The following is a 19,674-nucleotide window of genomic DNA, read 5'->3' on the forward strand; positions in this document are numbered from 1 at the left end:
GAAAAGTGCCACCTGTCAGGCGTTGCCATGATTTTCTTTCCGATCAATATCACTCCAGCCCTGCGCGACATGAGACAAGGAGGAATCAATCCTCGCCATTACCCAAGTGGGCAGGTTCCGACACATCGTCAGGCGGGCAAGATGCACGCTACAGTGAGACATCCTGACCGATCGAGGGGGCGACGGAAATGGCCAGGCCATGGGAAGCGGATCCGGAAACAGGTTTCAAACAGCGCCTGGGAAAAACGCCCCAGGAACTCGGCATCACAACCGGAACTCCCGACTGCCCCGACATCTGGGAACTCACCAACGGCGACATCGCCGTCATCGGCCGGGACCTCACCCAGTCACTCGGCAGGAACCTGCCCGACGGGGTCTCGATCGGGTCGGACGAACGCCTCGTCGTCATCCCCAGGAACATGCTCCTCGCGGTGAAGCCGGACATCCCCAGTGTTTGACTCCTTCCCCGACGGCGCCTCCCAACGACTGGACCGCCCGACGTACCACGCGGACCTGAGCCGGATCTACTCCAGCGGGATCGGCTTCCTCAACAAGCTCGAGCGCGGCCAGCACTTCCAAGAGCACGGCTTCCCGAGCTGGGAGGCCTTCGCCGACGGCGACTGGGAGAGAGCCCTGTCCCTGGCCGACGAGAGGCGCGACGACTACGCCCAGGAAATTCGCAAGGCGTCGCGACTGGGCGTCACGCACCGCCGCCTTCGCGTCGTGGAGTTCCCGATCACGCCGTATGTGCAATGGGAGTTGTTCGTCCTGCGCGTACGGGTGGACGTGGGCGACGACATCAAGGTTCTCGATGCTCGCGATATTTCGAACATCGAGCAGACTCGCCCGGTTCCGGAAGTGGTTATTCTCGGCGATGTGGCCATGTATGAGGTCGTGTACGACGAGGACGGAAATGCGGCCGGAGCAAACCGCTACCGCGACCGCTCGCTGATCCGGGAAACGAACGCCGGATTCGACGCCCTGTATGAGTGCGGCGAGGGGTTCCACGAGTTCTTCAACCGGGAGATCGCCACCCTGGCCCCGCCCCAGGTGGCCGGCACTCCGACGGGTTCTCGCGGTTCGCGGTGATGAGCAGGGTGGGATGACGTGCGAGCCCTCGGCTTCGGAGGGCTCGTGCGGAGTCAGGACCGAGATTACTCCGGCTTGATGACCATAGGGTCTGTGCCGCGCTGTTCAGCGTGTGCTGTGATGAAGGGCTCGCGGTCTACGTCCACGACCTCCCCCTCCACAACTCGGCCGGACGGCTTCGCCAACTCCAAGCTGGAGAGGTGCTTCTTGAGCCTCTTGGCCATCGGAAGGAAGGTCGCGAGAGTAAGCCCACCGGAGACCACGGCCCCGACGACGGGGATGGCCTTCGAGACGCTCTTCGCGAAGGAGTCCTTCGTCATCTTGACGCCGACGTACGCCGCGACCTTTTTCACAATCGGGTAGATGACTCCTTTGGTGAGCGCCTTCTGCGGCAGCTTCTTGGCCACCTGCTCCGACATCATCCCCGCGACCTTGCCCACAGCGGCGTTCGCTGACTGGGTGCCGAACATCACGCCGAAGAACAGCGTGAGCACCCCCATGGTCGCGTCGTCAACGTCATCGCCGTCGTCGGAGAACAGATCGGGCCAGCTGTAGAGGTACGCGAGTTTCTGCGCGATACGCACCATGTGGCCGAAGTACTGGGCCACGTCGGCGGGCACAGTGGCGGGGAGGGCGAGGACGCCCGGGATCCCGGCAGCGGCGGAGAGAGCGCTGACCTTGGCGGTTTCGAAGCGGATGGAGTCGTTGGCCACCTTGTCGAGAACCTCGGCCGGGATGCCCGCCGCAGCGGGAGACTCCTCTATCGCCTTCCGGAGGTCGTCCTCGGAGCAGTGCCGAGCCAGCGCGCTGCGGAGGTAAGCCTCCCTGTTAATACGCACGCCGGGAAGCTTTGCCGCCGCCAGCAGCACCGCGGAGAAGCGCGACTCTGGGTTCTCGATCCCTTTGCCCTGTTTCATAGCAGGAACTTACAGTAACTCCGCTCTGCAGGAGAGGGACTTGGGTCCCTCAATGTGCGACCGCGCGGACGAGGAGCGTCCCGATGTGCCCAGGGTGAGGCGCGTCGAGGACGTGCGCGTCCGCCGTGGCGAACCCGGCCCGGGTGAGCAGGCGCTCCCAGACTGCCCGGCGGTAGCTGTAGCGGTAGGTGAACATCGCCTTGCCCGCGAAGCCTCCCTTGTACATGCCCTGCGGCCCGTACGCGCCCGGGATGGCCGGCGGCTGCGAGAACACGAACACGCCTCCGGGCACGAGCCGTTCCCGGACCAGGGGGAAGAGGCGGCCGGGGTCGGTGAACCATGCGGCTCCGAAGATCGAGTACACCGCGTCGTACACCTCCTCGTGGTCGCTCAGGTACTCCAGCACCTCGGAGCACACGAACTCCGCGCCGGTCCCCGCCCACTTCGCGGTGATCTTCTTGACCATGACGGGAGACAGGTCGACACCCCGAGCGGCGATGCCACGCTCAGCGAGGTGGGCGAGGGCGCGGCCGGTGCCGCAGCCGATCTCCAGCACGCGACGCGGATCACCCAGCAGCTCCGGGCCGGGGCCGTGACCGGCGTACTGGGTCCAGCAGAAGCCGGGCTCCGCATCTTCCTTGAAGGCGGAAGCGGCGAAGGTGTCCCACAGCTCTGTCTCGGCGGGGATGTCGTGATGTGCGGGCAAGGTGGTTCCTTTACGCAAGAGCTGGCCCCTGTCCGGTGCACGGGGCCGAGGCCCACCACGCCATCAACTAGGGCCACCGAGGCTTGAATACGCGTTGATGACGTGGCGGGCGTGCGTCCGGGGCACAACACAGCCGGGGCATGCCGACCGGACGAATGATGAGAGCTCCGGCTCCCGCTGGGGTGCGCACAGGGCCCCTTGGCAGACGCCCGCCTGTTAGGGCCCTGCTCCTGTCAGAGTGCCGCGAACCCTACGAACGTGGTCCACGTCGCGGGTTCTACGGCTAGGGCGGCGCGGGTTATGTCCTTTGAGTCGCGGACGTGGACAGTACCTTTCCCAGCCGCGACCTCGACGCACTGGCCTCCGTCGCCAGCGCTGTAACTGCTCTTGAACCACGCCAGACCAGTGGTGCCCGACCCGTTCATTTCCCCGCTCATCTCTCTCCCAGCACTGCTTCGATCAACGCCAGCGATTCTGTCGGAGTGTGGGCCTGGGCGCGAAGAATCCCGTATGTACGCTCAAGCTGCCGCACCTTGTGACGCTCGGTGTGCACACGACTGTCGCCTTGTACCTCCGTGTACGCGATCCTGCGCCCATCCTTGACCTCCATCAAGGTGAACGGGCCAGCGAGTCCTGCATGTTCCTGGCGAGACAACGGCATCACCTGGATCACCACGTTGCGCTTCTCCGCAATCAGCATGAGGTGCTCCAGCTGGCCTCGCCAGACAGCCCCTCCGCCGAGCGGCCGAAGCAGGACAGCCTCCTCGATCACAAAGCTCAAGTGCGGCGCCGGACATCGGGAGAAGATCTCCTGCCGTGCCATTCGAGCGGCTACTCGCTGCTCCATGAGCGCTTCGTCCAACAGCGGCTGCCACATGGCGAACACCGCTCGCGCGTACTCCTCCGTCTGCAACAGGCCGTTGACCAGCTGAGTGTCATACACATGCAGCTCGATCGCCTCGGCCTCCAACTTGGCTGCGTCCCGGAAGAACGCCGGATATTGCGCCCGAGCCACCTCCCCCTTGCTCGCGCGCAACACCCCACCTGCGTCCAACACTTCATCCGACTGGTCGATGAACTTCGGCGGCGGAATGCGTCTCCCCTGCTCGAATGACGCGATCGTCGAGGCCGAGTATCCGGTCAGCGACCCGAGCCTCGCGCGGTCCATCCCCGCGCGCTCCCGGAACAGCTTCAACTGCCGCCCGAACACGCAGAGCATGCCCGTCCCGACCTCGTACTCCGGCTGCTGAACCTCGTCGTCCACGCCGCGGCTCCTCCCGTACGACCACCACGCCCACCGAACTGGACCCAACGTGCGGCCCCGGGAACCGGTCACGCCCGACACCACGTACAAGCTCACCGCCCACGTGTACAGCCAGCACCCGTCAGCGCATCGCTCCTGGTCAACGCTACGCAGAGTCCGCGACCGTTGACCCCATGAAGTCAGCAACTCCCCCGAACGGGCATATGCCGCAGCATCCCGCACTCGAACGCGAGTTCACCATGCGCTTCACATCGACCCCGCGCGGTGCCCGCCTCGCCCGCCGACTCGTCTCGCACCGCCTGAACGAGTGGGGCCACCCGTACACGACCCCAGTCAACGAGACGCTCACCCTCATCACGGCGGAACTCACGGCCAACGCCGTACGCCACGGCCACGTCCCAGGCCGGGACTTCCACGTCCAACTCACCCTGGTCGAAGACATCGTTCGCATCGAGGTGACCGACACCCGCGCCGAGAGGCAGCCTCCGGCCTATCCCGCGGCGACCGACGCACTATCCGAGTCAGGCCGGGGCCTGCTTCTCGTGGCCGCCCTCGCGGACGACTGGGGCGTCAGACCTCGCCCAGCAGCACCGGGCAAGACCGCATGGGCGGAGTTGCAGGCACAGCCCAAGGGCCACCCAGTCACGCACCGGGTGGCCCTCGAACCGACGGATCTCGATTTGCTCCTGGCTACTGCTTCGCTGCTGCGCGACGACCTCGGGTCGCGGCCGGGGGACGCCAGTTGCGGAGGTCGTCGTCCGTGAGTCCATGCTCACCCTGCTTCTGCTGACGGTAACCGGCGAAGAAGTCCGCCGGGGAGCCGCTGTAGAGCATGTCGGACTCGTTGTGCCACTGGGACAGCCACGGCTGGAGTTCCAGCAAGCCGGCGAGGAACGGCGTGATCTCCTCGGTGGACAGCGCGGTGTTGGTGAAGTACGTGGCGAGGGCCTGCGCCTGCTCCTGGTGGTCCCAGCCAGCCCACCCGTACAACTCGGGGGTGGCCGCATTGGTCTGCCCGTAGGAGATGAACCGCTCCTTGGGCACGTCGAGCTTGCCGCGTGCCCTCCAGTAGGAGGGGCGAAGGAAGTCGGCCGAGGTGTACTTCGGCGGCACGGGAATGGAGTCCCGGATCTTCCGCTTGGCGGGCTCGTCGGGCGCAGCGTCCTCCTTGCGCTGGAGGTCCCACACCTCTTCCCAGTCGGCCCGCTTCTTCAGGCCGGAGGGCTTGTAGCGCAGGGTGGAGAGGAACGGCACGTGCTCGTCGCTGATCAGCTCGGCAACGACCTTCGCGAGTTCCTTGCGGGGCGCGTAGAGCGTGGCGACAGAGACGAAGTCCTCGTCACGGGAGAGCCCGTCGGTGAGGCGGGAGAGGGTGAGGATGGTGGGCTGACCGTTCTCGTCGAACCAGTGGTCACGGTTTTCCATGCGGTCGAGTAGCCAGGAGCGGAGGGCCTTCTCCTGGAGCGCGTCCCACCCCTCAGTGGCCCAGCGACGCTTGTATTCGGGGCGCTCGACCATGCCGATGGCGCGGTTCGACTCAATGGCGTCGATACGCTTCTGGACGATCTCGCGGTAAGGGGCGGGCCAATGGGCCGGGATCTCCGCTGTAGGAGGGAACTTGTGATTGTGGTGTCGGAACCACGAGGTGTTGACCTCGCCGTGTTCCATCTTGCGGGCCAACACGATTGCGAAGGCTCGTTCGGAAGATGCGACCACAGGAATTTCCCCGGCGGGCGCAATCATTTCCTGGTCAAGGAGACCGTATAGAGAGTAGACCTCCCAGTCCAATTCTTCCTGGATAGCAATCATGCGGCCACGGATGGTCTCCCACTTCTCGCGAGCCTCACGCAAAGCAGCCGCAACAGGGACACTATTGGAGGCGATAGCGGAGGGGCTTGTGGCAGCCAACTCCTGAGCCAGACCGTCCAGAGCAGTTCCGAGCTTCGCCGGAAGTTCAGAAGGAAGCGGAAATTCTTCAAGCTTAGTCCCTGTGAACTCAAAACGGTGCTCCCAAGGCTCATCGGCTCCTGCTACATCCGCACCGGGGCGCCCCTTGTCATGGCTGACCTGCCGCAGCCAAAACCCAGCCGTAGAGCTGTTGAGCAACCCAAGCAACCGCACGTGTTCCTCTTCACTCGCCCCTTCCCGCAACTTGATCACCGGCGCGGTCCTGGTGAAAGCGCACCCACTACGGTCCAGCACCACATGATTATGTGTGGCGACGAACGCAAAATTCAAAGACCATGGATGCGCATCCGTGTCCTTGGGAAGCTGATGCCACTCCCACCATGACCGACCGTCTCTGAAGTAGGTCCCTCCCGAGAACGTCGACCGGTTACCCAACTCGGTCCTGCTTGGCCACAGCAAACGAGCAATGTTGGGCATCGAGGTGAGGGATGCAAGGGAACGCCGTGAGTCGTATGGATGAATCACGGAGTTGCCGCCAGCGAGCTCGTAGTCGCGGACTTCGTCCCCCACACCGATCCGCTTGACAAACTCCTGCTCGGCACGGCGATTCCGCAGCGTCCGAGCAGGCATCGTCAACGCATCGTCTGCGTGGGTATCCCCATAGAAGCCGATACGAGCAACGCTCGGCTTGAGTGTTGACACACGAGTCGTTGCCAGCGCCTCGACCAACTCCAGTCCGCCGTCAGTCAAGATCCAGGGCTTCTTGGCGAAGTATCGCGCTCGATCCAAATCGTCCACAGACACCCACTGGCTCACCGATCCCGGCTTATCGATCTGTTCGACGATCGCCTGCCAGACCAGACCCTCTTCTGCATTCTCGGGCGCGGAAGGCTCGCCCTGCACGCTTCGAACGGTCCGAATGACCGGAGATCGTCCTGCTCCACCTCGCTGCTTACCAACGAGAATGACCGTGGGCGTCCCATGCCCTGGAATGTAGGCGCCGGACGTGTCAACGACCTCGGTCAACTCCACTGCGTGCCCAAAGTAGCCCTCAATGAGCTTCGTCCCAAACTCGCGCTTCATGAAGGAGTTAGCGGTGATCTTCCCAACCATGCCGTATCCCCGTCCTTCGGCATCCCCGCGTATGGCCAGTTCGAAAAACCGCTGGGCGAACGGAACCGAAAGCGCGTAAGTGCCCGCGCACGCCGGATACAGCTCGCGATAAAGCTCATTGAGCTTCTTATCCTTGACCGTGATGTACGGCGGGTTCCCCACCACCACGTGATACCACCCCGGCTTAAGGATCTCCGGGTACTGGTGCACATCCTCCGTGGTGTATTTGAACTCGGCCAGTTCGTCCGCGAGGTCCTCGTCCACCTCACCGAACAGATTGCCCTGCTGAGAGCGGCGGGCCTTGATCAGCGAGTCACCGACAGCCAGATGAACCGGCCACTCATACTTCGCAGTCTCCTCCAGCGTCCGCACCCCGCTAGCCGCCATAGCCGCGATCAACAACCGGAACCGAGCAATAGCCACCGCGAACGGATTAATGTCCACCCCGTGCACAGAGTCCAGCGCAGCCCGCACCCGCTCATGCACATCCCGCCCCGGCTGCCCCTCCCCCCACAACCGCACCAGCCGCCGAAACGCCCCCAACACAAAGTGCCCCGACCCACACGTAGGGTCGATCATCTTCAGTTCCTCATACCCGAACTCCCGCACCGCCGGATTCATCGTCCGGTCGAGGATGAACTCCTCCACGAACTCCGGTGTCTGGAGCAGCGCGTACGTCTTCCGGGCGGCCTCGCTCAAGTCCTGGTACAGGTCGCCCAGGAACCGCGTGTCCCACCCCTCCGTGCCGTCCTCGTTCAGCGGGTCGGTGAAGTCGTGGACGAGGACGCCCGCCTCGTCCCTCCCCCGCCAGAACTCGACCAGATCCCGCGCCCCGTCATGCGACAGCGGAACCTGATACAGCGGGTTGTGCCGCTTGTCGAAGAGAAGCCGTCCCGCCTGGCCCTGCCCCAGTTCCTCGAACGCCTTCTCCAGCCAGCCCCGATATGTCGGATCCTCGTCCGACTCCACGTACGCGTCGTACCGAGACTCCGCCAGCTCCCGCCGGTCCCCGTCCGGCCCCGTCAGGTACGGCTCCGGAATCAGCCGGTTGTCCTCGCAGAACCGTACGAAGACAGTCCCCAGCACCCACGCCACCGCGACCTGCGTGACCCGCTCATCGAGCCACGAGGTCCACGTCGCCGCCGTACGCCCGAGCTTGCGTGCCTGGTCGTACTCGGCCTTCAACCGCGCGCCGACATCCCCGAGCGCCTTCACCTGGCGCCCAAGGTCGGTCTCGACCGCCTTGACCTGCTGCTTCAGGTCGTTCAACAGAGCCTTGCGGTCGATCACTTGACGTCTCCCTCGACACCACTGGCACTTGCACTTGCACCCGCACTTGCCACACCGTCGCCGGACCCCCGATGGACGTTGCCCACCCACGTGTCCGGAAGCTGGATCCACTCCCCCAGGCCGGCCTGGTACGGCACGGCCACCTGCCCGAGCCGGGGCTCGCGCGAGGGGTCGCTCTGCGGGACCAGGAGCCACAGCCCCCGCCCGCCCCGCCGGGCCGCCGACGCCAGCCGGTCCAGGACGCCCATCGCGTCGTACCGCGCGAACACCCCGGCCTCCGTCAGCAGCACAGGACCGACAGGACCGGCCCCGCCGCCCCCGCCACCGTTGCCAAGCAGCTCCGCGATCCGGGGCTCCACCGCGCCCCACGCCGTCCGCACGTACTCCGCGAACCGCACCGCGCCCTTCGAGCCCGGCTCGGCGGCGTCCGCCTTGAGCAGGGTCTCCCAGGTGGGCTTGGTGCCCGGCGTGACCTGCGCGTGCAGGGCCTCCAGGAACAGCTCGGTCACCGACACCGCATCCGTGCCCAGCCGCTCAGCGCTCAGCTCCCGCACCGCGTCCCGCACCAACTGCTGCCGTACGGTCAGCACCCGGTACCCGTCCCGGCGGGCCGACGCGAGCAGCCGTTCCTCCGCGCGTACCGCGCCCGCGAGCTGCGGGTCGTCGGCGTACCGCGTCACCGCACCCGTACGCGTCGACTGCCGCCACGCGCCCGTCGTCAGGTAGCTCGACGCGTCGTCCGCCCGCGCCGACAGGTAGCGCAGCACGCCGTCGCGTTCGTGCATGCTCAGCGACAGTTCGAAGCCGGCGTCGCGCAGCGCCTTGGTGAGCGGGCCGCCCGTCGGCAGGTCATGGGTCGTGCCGCCACGACCGTCGGGGACGACCATCTCCGGGAAGCGAGCACGGACCCGCTCGTGCACGGCCTCGCCCGTCAGGCCGGGCTGCAGTCCTTCCGGCAGACCGTGGATCCAGCGGACGAGCCCGGCCTGCGTGAGGCGCAGCGCCCGGACCAGCGGCAGGTCACGCGGGTAGATCTCCAGGCGCGGAGTGGCCGCGGCGTTCACCGACGCCGCAGCCGCCAGCTCCACCATGCGCCGCTCGTCCCAGTCCACCGCGCCCGGCGGCACCGTCAGCGCCCCCAGCTCGGCCAGGACAGTCGCGGCCGTCGGCAGGGTGTCCAGCTTGGCGAGCCGGTCGGCCGTCTTGCCCAGGCGGGTCGCGTACTCCAGCAGGCCCGGCGCGGTCGGGGTGTCCGGGCCGTCGTTCTCCCGGACGTCGAGGGCGAGGAGGCCGGCGCCCAGGGACTCGTCCGTGGCCTTGCGGTTCGGCTGGTGCTGGAACTCGGCTTCCTGCGGCAGCAGTTGCTCGACCTCGACCACGGCCCGTACGGCCGCCAGTGCCATCGCGCGCCGCTGCTCGCGCCCCGCGAGATGCGTGCCGCGCCGGACCGCCAGGGCGTCCGCGATCTCCACTGCCGAGGCGACCCGGCCCATGCTCACCAGCAGGTCGATGATCTCCTCGCGCAGTGCCTGGACGGCGGGTTCGGTCTTCCAGCGCTTGCGCTCGTCCTTGAGCATCTGCGGGATGCGGCCCTGGCTCAGGCCAAGGGCCTCCGCGACGTCCTTCTGCTTCGGCCAGACGCCGATGTCCGGCAGCACGCCGTGCTCGTCGGGCAGACGTAGCAACAGCCGTACCATCTCCGCCTTGTTGCGGTTGGAGCCGTTGTTGTTGACGGCCGGTACGAAGACCGTGGCCAGGGTGTCGAGACTGACCGAGCGCAGGGTGCGCGGGGACAGCGCGCCCGCCGACTCACCCTTCGCCAGCTCCCCGACCAGGGCCGACTCGGCGGCGGTGAGCTGCTCCAGCTCCTCCTTCGCCTCGGCCCGCCCCTTTGCCGTCAGTGGCGAGACGGGGATCTCGCGCAGCCGCTCGCCCCACTCGCGCTGCCGCTGCTGGACCTCGTTGCGGGTCTTGGCGCCCAGGCCGGGGGCGTTGACGAGTTTGCGGCGGCTGTAGTCGAGGAGTTCGCCGACGGTCGTAATGCCCAGGCCGTACAGGAACGACTGAGCAGCGGGCGTCAGTCCGGATACCGTCAGCGGAGTATCGCGCGTGACCTCGGCGGCGAGGCGGTCGCGCTGCTGCTCCGCGGTCTCCGGCTCGGCGTCCGCGATCGCCGCCGCGGCGGCGCCCTCGGCGGGCACCCCCTCCCCCGTGGTCGGAGCGGCCGGGGCCGGGTGGCGGGAACGGTGGCTGGACGGGACCGTCTGGGAGGCGTCGAGGAAGACCTTGCGCCAGGCGTCCCGCATCGGCTTCAGCTCGGGGAAGCGCTTGGCGGCGTCGCGGTGCAGGGCCTTCTGGAAGAAGGCGACGAGACCGTCCCGTACGGCGGGGTCGAATGCCTCGGCCGCGATGGTCGGGTACGGCCACTCCTTCGCATCGGTCATGCGGGGCAGGAGACTGCCGTCGCCCCACTTGGGCAGCTCGCCGGAGGCCATCTGGTGCAGGGTGACGGCGACGGCGTACCGCTCGGCGTGCGAGTCGTACGAGCCGCGGGTGATGACGTCGACGAAGGGGTCGAGGTAACCGTCGGTGCCCGCGTTGGTGCTCTTCGCCGGATAGCCGGCGAGGGAGAAGTCGATGAGGACGAGTTCGCGGGTGCGGTTGGGGCGGATGCGGATGGCGATGTTGTCGGGCTTGATATCGCGGTGCCAGACGCCCTCGCCCTCCAGGAAGTCGACGGCTCCGAAGAGGTAGTCGCCGTACGCCTCCAGTTGGTCGACCTGGAGGCGGCCGTTCTCGCGGAGCTGGCGGGCGACGGTCTCCTCGCGGCGGCGCGGGCGTGCGCCGCCCTCGGTGCCCTGTCCGCTGTCGTCGCGCTCGTCGCCGACGTACTCCAGCGCCAGGACGGTTCGGCCGCCGATGTGCAGCGGCTCGGGTTCGACGAGGCGGATGATGCCGGAGTGGGGGCGCAGGCGTCCCATGGCCTCGGCCTCGCGGGCGAGGATCTCGCTGCGGCTGTCGGAGAGGGCGACCTTCAGCACGGCCAGCGGGCGGGTCCTGCGGGCTTCGGCCTGGAGGTCGCGGACGAGGAATGCGCGGCTGGTGGAGCCGGTGCCGAGGCGGCGGCGGATCTCCCACCGGCCGGCGAACACGTCACCGGCGACGGCCTCCAGTGGGTCCTTGTCAGCGGCGGTTCCGTCGTCCTCGTCGTCCGGCCCCTCCGTGGCGGTGGCCGCCTGGGACGGGGCGGTGAGGGAGTCCTCGACGATTTCCAGCAGCTCCAGGAACTCGTCCACGCTGGACAGTCGCTGGCCCGGCCGGTAGGCGGTGGCGGCCTGCACCAGGTCGTCCACGTCCTCCGACAGGCCGTCCACCAGGGAGCTGGGGCGCAGGCCCTCCCCCGCCTCCAGGCGGGCCAGCAGCTCGGCCTGGCCGGCGGCCGGGGCCTTGCCGGTGACCAGCAGGTAGGTGAGGACGCCGAGCCCGTACACGTCGAGGTGGACCGGGTCGGGTTTGAGGGCGGTGAGTTCGGGAGCGAGGTAGGGGTCGGCGTCGTCGGCCAGGTGCATGGCGGACAGGGCGGTCGGCGCGAAGCGGGTCATGCCCTGGCCCTGGCCCTGGCCCTGGGAGGAGTCGCCGCTGCGCTGGGTGGCGATCTGCCAGTCGGAGATCTGGAGGTGCGGCGTGAGCCAGGCGGCCTCCTCCCCGACGGCCCGGCCCTTCCTGCCGCGCGGCCGGGGGACGACGAGCACGGAACGGGCGGCGAGGGCGCGGTGGTGGATGCGGCTGGAGTGTGCGGAGCGCATGGTCTCGGCGAGCTGGCGGACCAGGGCCATCCTGCCGAGGATGTCCAGCTTCTCGCCGTACTGGACCAGGTACTCGTCCAGCTTCAGGGTGTCCGGGTGGTAATCGAAGATCAGCGCGGGGCCCGCGGCGTGCCCGGAGGGGAAGTACTGCTTGAGTTGGACCACGCCCGGGTGCTTGAAACGGCCCAGCACGGCGGCTTCGCGCCGGGCGGCGTTCTCGACGGACTGGCGCAGGGAGGCGTCGGAGCCGCGCTCGCTGAGATAGATGCGGACGCGGGCGGCCTCGGGGAGGTCACTGTGGCGGGCGAGGTAGTCCGCCCAGGTGGGCCCGGAGTCGAAGGACTTCCGCTCCAGCTCGTACGGGCCAACCTTGTACTGCGCGTCGCTCTTGCGGATGCCGATGGTCTTGAGGGCCGCCTCGATCTCGCGCGAGCCGGTCGCGGTGATGCGGCGCCGCTCGTCACGCGGTGGCTGCTTGAGCATCTCGACCAGTTGGTGGACCGTGTACACGCCGTTTTGGTCGTGGGCGGGCAGGCGTACGCGGAGGCTGTTGTCCGTGAAGCAAACAGCCTCGGCGACCCAGACCCGCTTGTTGCCGGGCAGCGCGAGCAGGCCGGCCAGTTCCTTGGCCTTGCGGTTGACCAGGTGCAGCGGGTTGCCGTGCGTACGGCGGCGGCCACCAGGGGTGGTCTGCACCCAGGTGCCGTTCTCGGAGGTGACCGAGCCGTGCCAGTCCTTGAGCTCGATCATGCAGACGCCGCCGGGGGCCACCACCAGCAGGTCGACCTCGCGGACGTGGCCGGTGTTGGCGGTGAAGGTGAAGTTCGACCAGGCACGCCAGGGGTCGGAGTCCGGCAGCTTCTCCCGGATCGCCTCCAGGCCGCGGCGTTCGTGATCGAACTCGGACTCGGTGACCGTGACCCACCGGCCTTCCCGCATGCCTGTTCCCCGCTCGTCGTGTCCCGCGAGGGCGACCGTTCCTCGTGGTCAGACCCTCGGCTGAAATCCTAGTGGGTGGCTGTGGCATGAAAAGAGACAGTGAAGGGCGGGAGTACGGGACATTCCCCCCTTATCACCCGAGTCCGGCGACTTGTGGTGTGCGGACCACGAACATCCTGAAGCCTCGCCCACCCTTTCAGGCGGGGAATGCGCAAACTCCACACAACGGATGTCATCGCGATTGCCGCCTTGCAGTCCGGCGCCCTCGCGCGCGGAGCCCAGACGGAGACACTGCGGCGTCCGAAATTGATCTACGTGAACTGGCGTGTGCACTAACGTGGTTACCCGCTGCGCACCTTCCCGGAGGGTACGTCGGCGGTGTTACAGGTGCCGGTCCTCGGCGATGAGCGACGAGTGGTCTCCACCGCGTGCCACATGCGGTGTGACTGCGGATGCCCGGTAGGGCGATCCCTGCCATTCCCAGCTCACGCTCAGGAGTGGAAACCGATGAACCCCGTTGAGTACAAGCCTGCACGTCGTGACCGGATTCGTCAGATTCTGGTCGACGTCACGGTGGGAGTCATCACCAATCTGGTGGTGACGGCCCTTGTCGTGGTAGCGCGCCTGGTCTTCTGACCGGCAGGTGGCGGGCCCGGGAGCCCGCCACTCCACCGGACGGTCTCCGTTTCAGAAGAGGAACATCTCTCCGGGCGGAGTGTTCTTCTTCTGGCGCTTCCTGCGGCGGCGCCGTCCCCGGCCGGGACGGGGCAGATGTGGCTGCCTGGCCTGCTCCGGCAGGTTCTCCCAGGTGGGTCGCAGGCCGTGGATCTCGACGTCGCCGACGAGGCCCTTCAGATAGTCCCGGGTCTCCTCGTCCGTGGAGTAGAGCACGGTCGCCCGGCTCGCCCGGGTCATCAGCACGTGGTAGGCATGCCGGACGAGGCGGGCGAACTCATCGTCGTCCACACTCTTCGGCTTCACCTTGGGGTCGAACGACCCGGGGACGGCGACCCGCTTGACGCCCGCCTCCTTGTCCGTCCGCTCCTTGCCCCGGCGGAACACCCAACGGTCGCCCCGGCGCACCATGTCCTCGCCCATGATCACGCCGCACCAGTCCCACTCCAGGCCTTGCGCGGTGTACACACAGCCGATCTGACCGAGGCCGTTCTCGTGCACGGACCAGATCTTGGAGGGCGGGACGGTCTTGTTCTCACAGAAGGAGTCGCTGTCCGCGTTCCACGGCCGGTGCCAGTCACCGATCCGGACGTCGGGTTCGAGTCGCTTCTCCTTGCCGAGGGGCTTCGTCCAGGGCCAGCAGTATCCGGCGACCATGCGCGCGGACGCTCCCGCTTCGGCCTCCGAACGGATGATCCGCTCGAGTTCCTCCGGGCTGTCCACGACCTCGACGTGCATCAGTCCGTCCGGGGTCCACAGCTCGGGCTCAGAGTCGGACACCCCCAGCGCGCCGCGTACCCAGCGGATGTAGGCGTCGCTGCCGCCGCACCGGAACTGTTCCCGCAGGCGGCAACGGACCAGCTGGGCGTCGTAGCGCCGTGCCGCGTCCTCCACGAGATCGACGGTGCCGACCTCCTGCGGGCGCACGGACTGGCCCTCGTCCAGGAAGAACACCGTCAGCCGGGAGGCGTCGAGGAGTTCGTCCACCTGCGGCTTCGTGCCCCAGTCCTCGGGCTTCCAGAAGCGGTTGGTGGAGCGGTCGCGCAGGCGGTGGGCCTCGTCGCAGATCAGCACATCCAGCGGTGGGTCGGGCGGGGTGACGAAGTTGCTGAAGTAGGTGAAGGTCTCCTTGAACTCCCGGTCCCCGTAACCGACGTGCTCCTGCAGTGCTCCGTTGAACGCCCGGCTGCCGCTCGCGTACTTGACCGTGCGGCCGTCGGCCTCCAGTTCGGCCTTGAGCTGGAGCCCGATGGCACTCTTCCCCGTACCCGCACCGCCCGTGACGAGGAACACCACCCTCCGTTCGTCGGGGATGAGCGCGGGCTGCCGAGGATCGGGAAGCACCTTGGCGGCAGTGTCGAGGATCTGGTCCGCGACCTTCTTCTGACGCCCGCGCAGCGTGAAGACGGTGTCCTCGCCGCTGGAACGGATCATGGCGTCGAGCAGCGGGGTGTTGCGCAGGCCCATGCTCCGTAACAGGATCTCGGCCGCCGAGTCGGCACCGTCGGCGGCGAAACTGCCCCGCAGGTCCGACAGCAGTTGCGCGCGACGGTCGGTCGTGTAGACACGGGCGTAGGAACCGGTCGGCGCGTCCAGGCCGACCAGCGGGGGCACTGCGGCATCGGTGGCGTTATGCAGATAGGCGAAGCCCCCGCATTCGTAGTCCAGTCCGTGCAGTGGTCCTCTGTCACTCGTGAAGGCCTCGTAGTATTCGCGCAGTTGCAGCGCAGGATGCTTCTTCTCCCCCATTCCAGGGACATGCACCAGATCCGCGGTGGCGCGCTCCACCCGGGTCACCGTCGACCAACGCTTCAGCTCGACGAGCTGGACGGACAGCCCGTTCTCCTCGGGATGATGGCCCACGAGGACGACGTCGATGAGCCGCGGGTCGCCGGCGCGGTCGGTCTCGTCGACCGTGGCGGCGCACTCGACGACCATCTCGACGTTCCCGCGATCGGCGGCGACCAGATCCTCGGCAAGATGCACCAGGCTCTCTGCCCAGGCAGAACGTTCCGTCAACGAAGCGTCGGTGTTGAGGAAGTGCTGCCACCTCGCAGCGAGGTGAGGCACCATACGGCGCCTTGAGTTCAGGTTCAGCAGATCCCGCGCCGCCAGTTTCAGCAGGAGCATGGACACGAGGTGGATCCCCCAGAGCACGAGTGACTCGTGCGGGTGGGGGCATGTCCACTCAGGGAAGCCCGTCGGGCCGCAATGACGTGTTGGATCTTAAAGAGGAGATCACCCGTCCCGACACATCGGACACGTCGGTCGGCCGGAAGCACGGACATCATGGCCGGATATCGCGCCCTCACCTCCGCAGAGAAGGCTCCTCGATCACGGCAGGGCGTGACTCCGGCCGGCCGGAAACCAGCTCCCGCAGCTTCTCCCGGGTCTCCGGATCGGTCGAGTACACGATCGTGCCGACCATGCCGCGCGTCAGCAGCACCTTGTACGTGTTGCGGATGAGACGGTCCACATCGGTGTCCGGTGTGGACCTCTTGAACACCGGGTCCTTGGATGCCGTGCGGTCGGTGATCCAGTGGTCACCCCGCCAGACCATGTCCGGGCCGATGATGACGCCGGACCAGTCGTACTCGAAGCCCTGGGCGGTGTAGACGCAGCCGATCTGCCCGAAGCCCGCGGGGTCGGTGGCCCACAGCGCGGACGGAGGCGCGCCCGAGACCGACCGGTCCCCGCGCAGGTTCCAAGGCCGGGCCCAGCCCCCGATGACGACGTCGGGAGGCAGTGGGTCGCCGGGCTTGGGCTCGGGGGACCACCGCCAGCAGTAGCCCGCGGACATCCGGGCACCGTACTTCTCGGCGCGGCGGGCGTCGAGGAACGCCTCCAGTTCTTCAGGGCTGTCGGCGACCCGCAACTGCATGCGGTCATCGGGCTCCCATACGACCGGCCCGCCGGGCTCGAGGCCGAGGAGCCGGACCACCCAGCGCAGATAGGCGTCACTGCCTCCGCAGCGGAACTGGCTCTCCAGGGGGACGACATGACAGTCGATGCCCCGCCTGGCCGCGGCCTCACGGATCTCCTCCACGGTGCCCATCTCGCCGGGACGCACGACCTGGTGCTCGTCGAGGAAGAAGACCGGTACGTGTGCGACGTCGATGAGTTCGTCGATCTGTGCCTTGCCGGTCCGCAGTGCCGCGCGGGTGTAGCGGTTGGCTGAGGTTTCCCGGATGCGGTGCGCCTCGTCACAGATCAGAGCACCCAGGCTGTTCTTCTCCGTGGTCATGAAGCTGTTGAAGTACTTGAAGAGATCCTGGACTTCCCGCTTCCGGGAGCCGGCCACCTTGCGCATCGTCTTCGTGAACGACTGCGAGCCGGTCGCGTGCACCGCGGCCACACCCCTGCGGTACAGCTCACCGAGCAGCTGAAGCGCGATCACGCTCTTCCCCGTGCCCGGGCCGCCGGTGACGATGACGACTTCCTTGTGGTCGGCGCGCTTCGCCCTCTCCACCGCGTTGAGCACCATGCGGTAGGCGACCTGCTGCTCGTCGAGGAGGACGAACTGCTGCCGCTCCCGCACTTCCTGGGCTGCCACGGACATCAGCTGCTTCGACGGCACAGTGGCGCCGGCGAGCAGTTCGTCGGCCGCGTGAGCACCGGGATGCTTGTCGCTCAACCTCGACCGGAGGTGATCCAGGAACGCGCCGCGACGCTCTGCTGTGAAGAGCCGTCCCCGGCCGTCGTACTCGATCTCCCGCAGCCCCGTCACCCCGAACTCCGTGGCGTTGTGCAGGAAGGCCACTCCGTGGATCCACTCGCCGTGCTCGGCCACCGCGCCGTTGAAGTTGACCAGGTAGTCGCAGTATCGACGCACCTGCTCGATCGGGTTGAGCACGGGGTGCGCATAGGCATCGACACGGCACAGGGTGGGGTCGTCCTCGTGCGGAGCCGCCTGGCTCCACTGCTTCAGCTCCACCACGACGTAGGACGGCTCGCCAGTGACCGGGTGCACTCCCGCGAGGACGGCGTCAGCGCGCTTGCTGTTCAGCGGCAGCGCGTACTCCAGCATGACCTCGACGTCGCCCAGGCCGGCGTCGTTGAGAGCGGCGGCCAGAAGCGGGATGCTGCGCTCCCAGGAACGCATCTCCGAGGCTCCGGGCCGATAGCCGTGCATATGGGCGAACTGCTCGGTGAGGTGCAGGAACAGCGAACCGTCGAGTGCCATGACGGCGACCGTTTTCGCGGACGCACGGAACAGCAAGGACTTCCCCCAGGCAGCACGAAGAGACTCGTGCGGGTGGGGGCATGTCCTTTGAGACTCCACCGGGGTGGAGCGGAAGCCCGTCGGGCCGCGTTGACGATGTGTCCGAGGGTACCTGGCGGCAGCGACATCGGTACCGGTGGTCGCGGAGAGGGCAGGGGACGCCTGGCCATCGCGTGATGCCGACCCCGTCCTGGCAGCTCAGCACGCTCTCCAGGCGTTACGCGGAGAGCCCACCGCAACAGGTCAGGCCCCCTCCGCAGGCATCAGGCCGACCTCCGACTCGGTCACGTCACCCGCGGCGATCAACGCGTCGATGTCGCCCGTCAGCGCGTCCCGGATGTCGGCACCGAGGCGAGCGCCCCCGAAAGACCAGAAAAGGCCTCTGTCGCAGATCAGAGGCCCTCCCTAGGCAAAGCCACAGATAGCGGCAGACGAGCGGGCTGTACGCCGGGTTCTGTACCCCGGGACCTCGCGGTCGTCGGGGCGACGGCCATCCATCTAGGGCCGGCGTTGCCACCGGCCTCGTGCGGTCTACCCGCGGACTCGGGCGGGCAGCCCTCGATCGTCCGCGCAGGAGCACCGAGGTGCTCCCTCTTGACCTTGCTCCGGGTGGGGTTTACCTAGCTGCCCAGGTCACCCTGGGCACTGGTGGTCTCTTACACCACCGTTTCACCCTTACCGAGGACCGAGGTCCCCGGCGGTCTGTTTTCTGTGGCACTGTCCCGCGGGTCACCCCGGGTGGCCGTTAGCCACCACCCTGCCCTGTGGAGCCCGGACGTTCCTCGGGAAGCTCCCCGTCAGGGGGACTCCACGCGGCCGTCCGCCCGGCTCGTCTGCCGTGTGGACCATGGTACCCGGGGGACGCCCCGCTTCGGTCCCGCGGCCGTGGCCAGCACCGAGCCGGCGAGGATCAGGGTGAAGGCCACGCCTATACCGAGGGTCAGTTCCTCGTCCAGGAAGAGGGCGCCCGCGGCGACGGCGACCGCCGGGTTGACGTAGGTGATCACACCGGCCCGGGTCGGGCCGATCTCCTTGATCAGCTCCAGGAAGGCAACGAACGCGATCGCGGTGCAGACGACGCCGAGGCCGGCCAAGGCGGCCAGGACGTCGACCGAGGGCATGGCGGCGGGCCGGGTCAGGTAGGCGGCCGGGGCGTAGACGACGGCGGCGAGCATGAGGCAGGGGGTGATCAGCTGGAGGGTCGGGACGTCCTTGAGGTACCGGGCCGCTATCAGCGGGGCCGTGGCATAGCCGACGACCGTCACGAGCACCTCGGCCATCGACAGGGCGTCGCCGCCGGTGAGGTGCGGCAGGGTGAGGACGGTGACGCCCGCGAGGCCGAGGGCGAGGCCCGTGATGCGGCGGGCGCCCACGCGTTCCTCGGCGCCGAAGAAGCGGGCCATGAGTACGGCGACGATCGGCACGCCCGCGATGAGGAGTCCGGCGGTGGAGCTGGACAGATGGCGTTCGGCGTCGGTCAGGGTCCACCAGGGGCCGACGATCTCGATGACGGCGAAGGCCAGCATCGGCTTCCAGTGGGTCCGGACGGTGCGGCCGAGGCCGCCCTGGCGCAGGGCGAAGGGGAGCAGGAGTGCGGCGCCGAGGGCGCAGCGCGCGAACACCACCATGGACGGGGACAGCTCGTCCACCGCCACCTTGATCATCAGATAGGGGACGCCCCAGACCACTCCCATCAGGGAGAACAGGAACCAGCCGCGTGCAGTCATGGGGCGATTCTCGGCCGT

General features: G+C 67.6%; 12 protein-coding genes, 1 other RNA gene and 1 pseudogene. 4 read left to right on the forward strand and 10 right to left on the reverse strand.

Going from position 1 to position 19,674, the window contains the following annotated elements; genetic code table 11:
* The first annotated feature begins 188 nt into the window (after positions 1–188).
* Together QNO09_RS10785 and QNO09_RS10790 are read left to right on the forward strand one after the other, a co-directional pair.
* Entirely contained in the window at positions 189–458 is a 270-nt protein-coding gene (locus QNO09_RS10785) for a hypothetical protein (protein WP_283969893.1), read from the forward strand.
* A complete protein-coding gene (locus QNO09_RS10790; protein WP_283969894.1) occupies positions 451–1,089 on the forward strand; it encodes a DUF6879 family protein in 639 nt (212 codons plus the stop codon). Before QNO09_RS10785 ends, QNO09_RS10790 begins: the two co-directional genes overlap by 8 nt.
* A gap of 65 nt (positions 1,090–1,154) precedes the next feature.
* Here the strand turns inward: QNO09_RS10790 and QNO09_RS10795 are convergent, their stop codons facing one another.
* From QNO09_RS10795 to QNO09_RS10810, 4 genes are all read right to left on the reverse strand, one after another.
* Positions 1,155–2,006: a hypothetical protein gene (locus QNO09_RS10795; RefSeq protein WP_283969895.1), complete on the reverse strand. Its 852-nt coding sequence runs from the start codon at positions 2,004–2,006 to the stop codon at positions 1,155–1,157.
* A gap of 49 nt (positions 2,007–2,055) precedes the next feature.
* Positions 2,056–2,712, reverse strand: coding sequence for a class I SAM-dependent methyltransferase (locus QNO09_RS10800; protein ID WP_283969896.1), 657 nt, complete (start codon positions 2,710–2,712; stop codon positions 2,056–2,058).
* Positions 2,713–2,945: 233 nt separating this feature from the next.
* Positions 2,946–3,149: a DUF397 domain-containing protein gene (locus tag QNO09_RS10805; protein WP_283969897.1), complete on the reverse strand. Its 204-nt coding sequence runs from the start codon at positions 3,147–3,149 to the stop codon at positions 2,946–2,948.
* Positions 3,146–3,976 (reverse strand): helix-turn-helix domain-containing protein, encoded by an 831-nt coding sequence (locus QNO09_RS10810; RefSeq protein WP_283969898.1) that lies wholly within the window; start codon positions 3,974–3,976, stop codon positions 3,146–3,148. Before QNO09_RS10810 ends, QNO09_RS10805 begins: the two co-directional genes overlap by 4 nt.
* 203 nt (positions 3,977–4,179) lie before the next feature.
* Between QNO09_RS10810 and QNO09_RS10815 the strand changes: the two genes are divergently transcribed.
* Positions 4,180–4,740 (forward strand): ATP-binding protein, encoded by a 561-nt coding sequence (locus QNO09_RS10815; protein WP_502962279.1) that lies wholly within the window; start codon positions 4,180–4,182, stop codon positions 4,738–4,740.
* Here QNO09_RS10815 and pglX read toward each other — a convergent pair.
* Positions 4,667–8,287: a BREX-2 system adenine-specific DNA-methyltransferase PglX gene (pglX, locus tag QNO09_RS10820; protein WP_283969900.1), complete on the reverse strand. Its 3,621-nt coding sequence runs from the start codon at positions 8,285–8,287 to the stop codon at positions 4,667–4,669. The genes QNO09_RS10815 and pglX overlap by 74 nt on opposite strands.
* Positions 8,284–13,032: a BREX system serine/threonine kinase PglW gene (pglW, locus tag QNO09_RS10825; protein WP_283969901.1), complete on the reverse strand. Its 4,749-nt coding sequence runs from the start codon at positions 13,030–13,032 to the stop codon at positions 8,284–8,286. Before pglW ends, pglX begins: the two co-directional genes overlap by 4 nt.
* A 507-nt stretch (positions 13,033–13,539) precedes the next feature.
* Here pglW and QNO09_RS10830 point away from each other — a divergent pair.
* Positions 13,540–13,668 (forward strand): DUF6408 family protein, encoded by a 129-nt coding sequence (locus QNO09_RS10830; protein WP_283969902.1) that lies wholly within the window; start codon positions 13,540–13,542, stop codon positions 13,666–13,668.
* Between the two features lie 51 nt (positions 13,669–13,719).
* Here QNO09_RS10830 and QNO09_RS10835 read toward each other — a convergent pair whose 3' ends face one another.
* The 4 genes and pseudogenes from QNO09_RS10835 to QNO09_RS39900 form a co-directional block, all read right to left on the reverse strand.
* Entirely contained in the window at positions 13,720–15,726 is a 2,007-nt protein-coding gene (locus tag QNO09_RS10835; protein WP_349636959.1) for a DUF2075 domain-containing protein, read from the reverse strand.
* Positions 15,727–16,015: 289 nt separating this feature from the next.
* The gene (locus tag QNO09_RS10840) at positions 16,016–17,926 is read right to left on the reverse strand and encodes a DNA/RNA helicase domain-containing protein (RefSeq protein WP_283969903.1); all 1,911 of its coding nucleotides are present in this window, start codon (positions 17,924–17,926) and stop codon (positions 16,016–16,018) included.
* Positions 17,927–18,357: 431 nt separating this feature from the next.
* An RNA gene (rnpB, locus tag QNO09_RS10845) (RNase P RNA component class A) lies at positions 18,358–18,761 on the reverse strand.
* A gap of 115 nt (positions 18,762–18,876) precedes the next feature.
* Positions 18,877–19,656, reverse strand: a pseudogene (locus QNO09_RS39900) (DMT family transporter); the annotation flags it as partial.
* Positions 19,657–19,674: the final 18 nt, after the last annotated feature.

The organism is Streptomyces sp. 378, assembly GCF_030124145.1.
GTDB lineage: Bacteria > Actinomycetota > Actinomycetes > Streptomycetales > Streptomycetaceae > Streptomyces.

Excerpts from the sequence above, each read along its gene's own strand:
- QNO09_RS10785 (WP_283969893.1), top strand. The coding sequence starts at position 189 with ATGGCCAGGCCATGGGAAGCGGATCCGGAAACAGGTTTCAAACAGCGC.
- QNO09_RS10815 (WP_502962279.1), top strand. The coding sequence starts at position 4,180 with ATGCCGCAGCATCCCGCACTCGAACGCGAGTTCACCATGCGCTTCACA.
- QNO09_RS10830 (WP_283969902.1), top strand. The coding sequence starts at position 13,540 with ATGAACCCCGTTGAGTACAAGCCTGCACGTCGTGACCGGATTCGTCAG.
- pglW (WP_283969901.1), bottom strand. The coding sequence starts at position 13,032 with ATGCGGGAAGGCCGGTGGGTCACGGTCACCGAGTCCGAGTTCGATCAC.
- QNO09_RS10795 (WP_283969895.1), bottom strand. The coding sequence starts at position 2,006 with ATGAAACAGGGCAAAGGGATCGAGAACCCAGAGTCGCGCTTCTCCGCG.
- QNO09_RS10805 (WP_283969897.1), bottom strand. The coding sequence starts at position 3,149 with ATGAGCGGGGAAATGAACGGGTCGGGCACCACTGGTCTGGCGTGGTTC.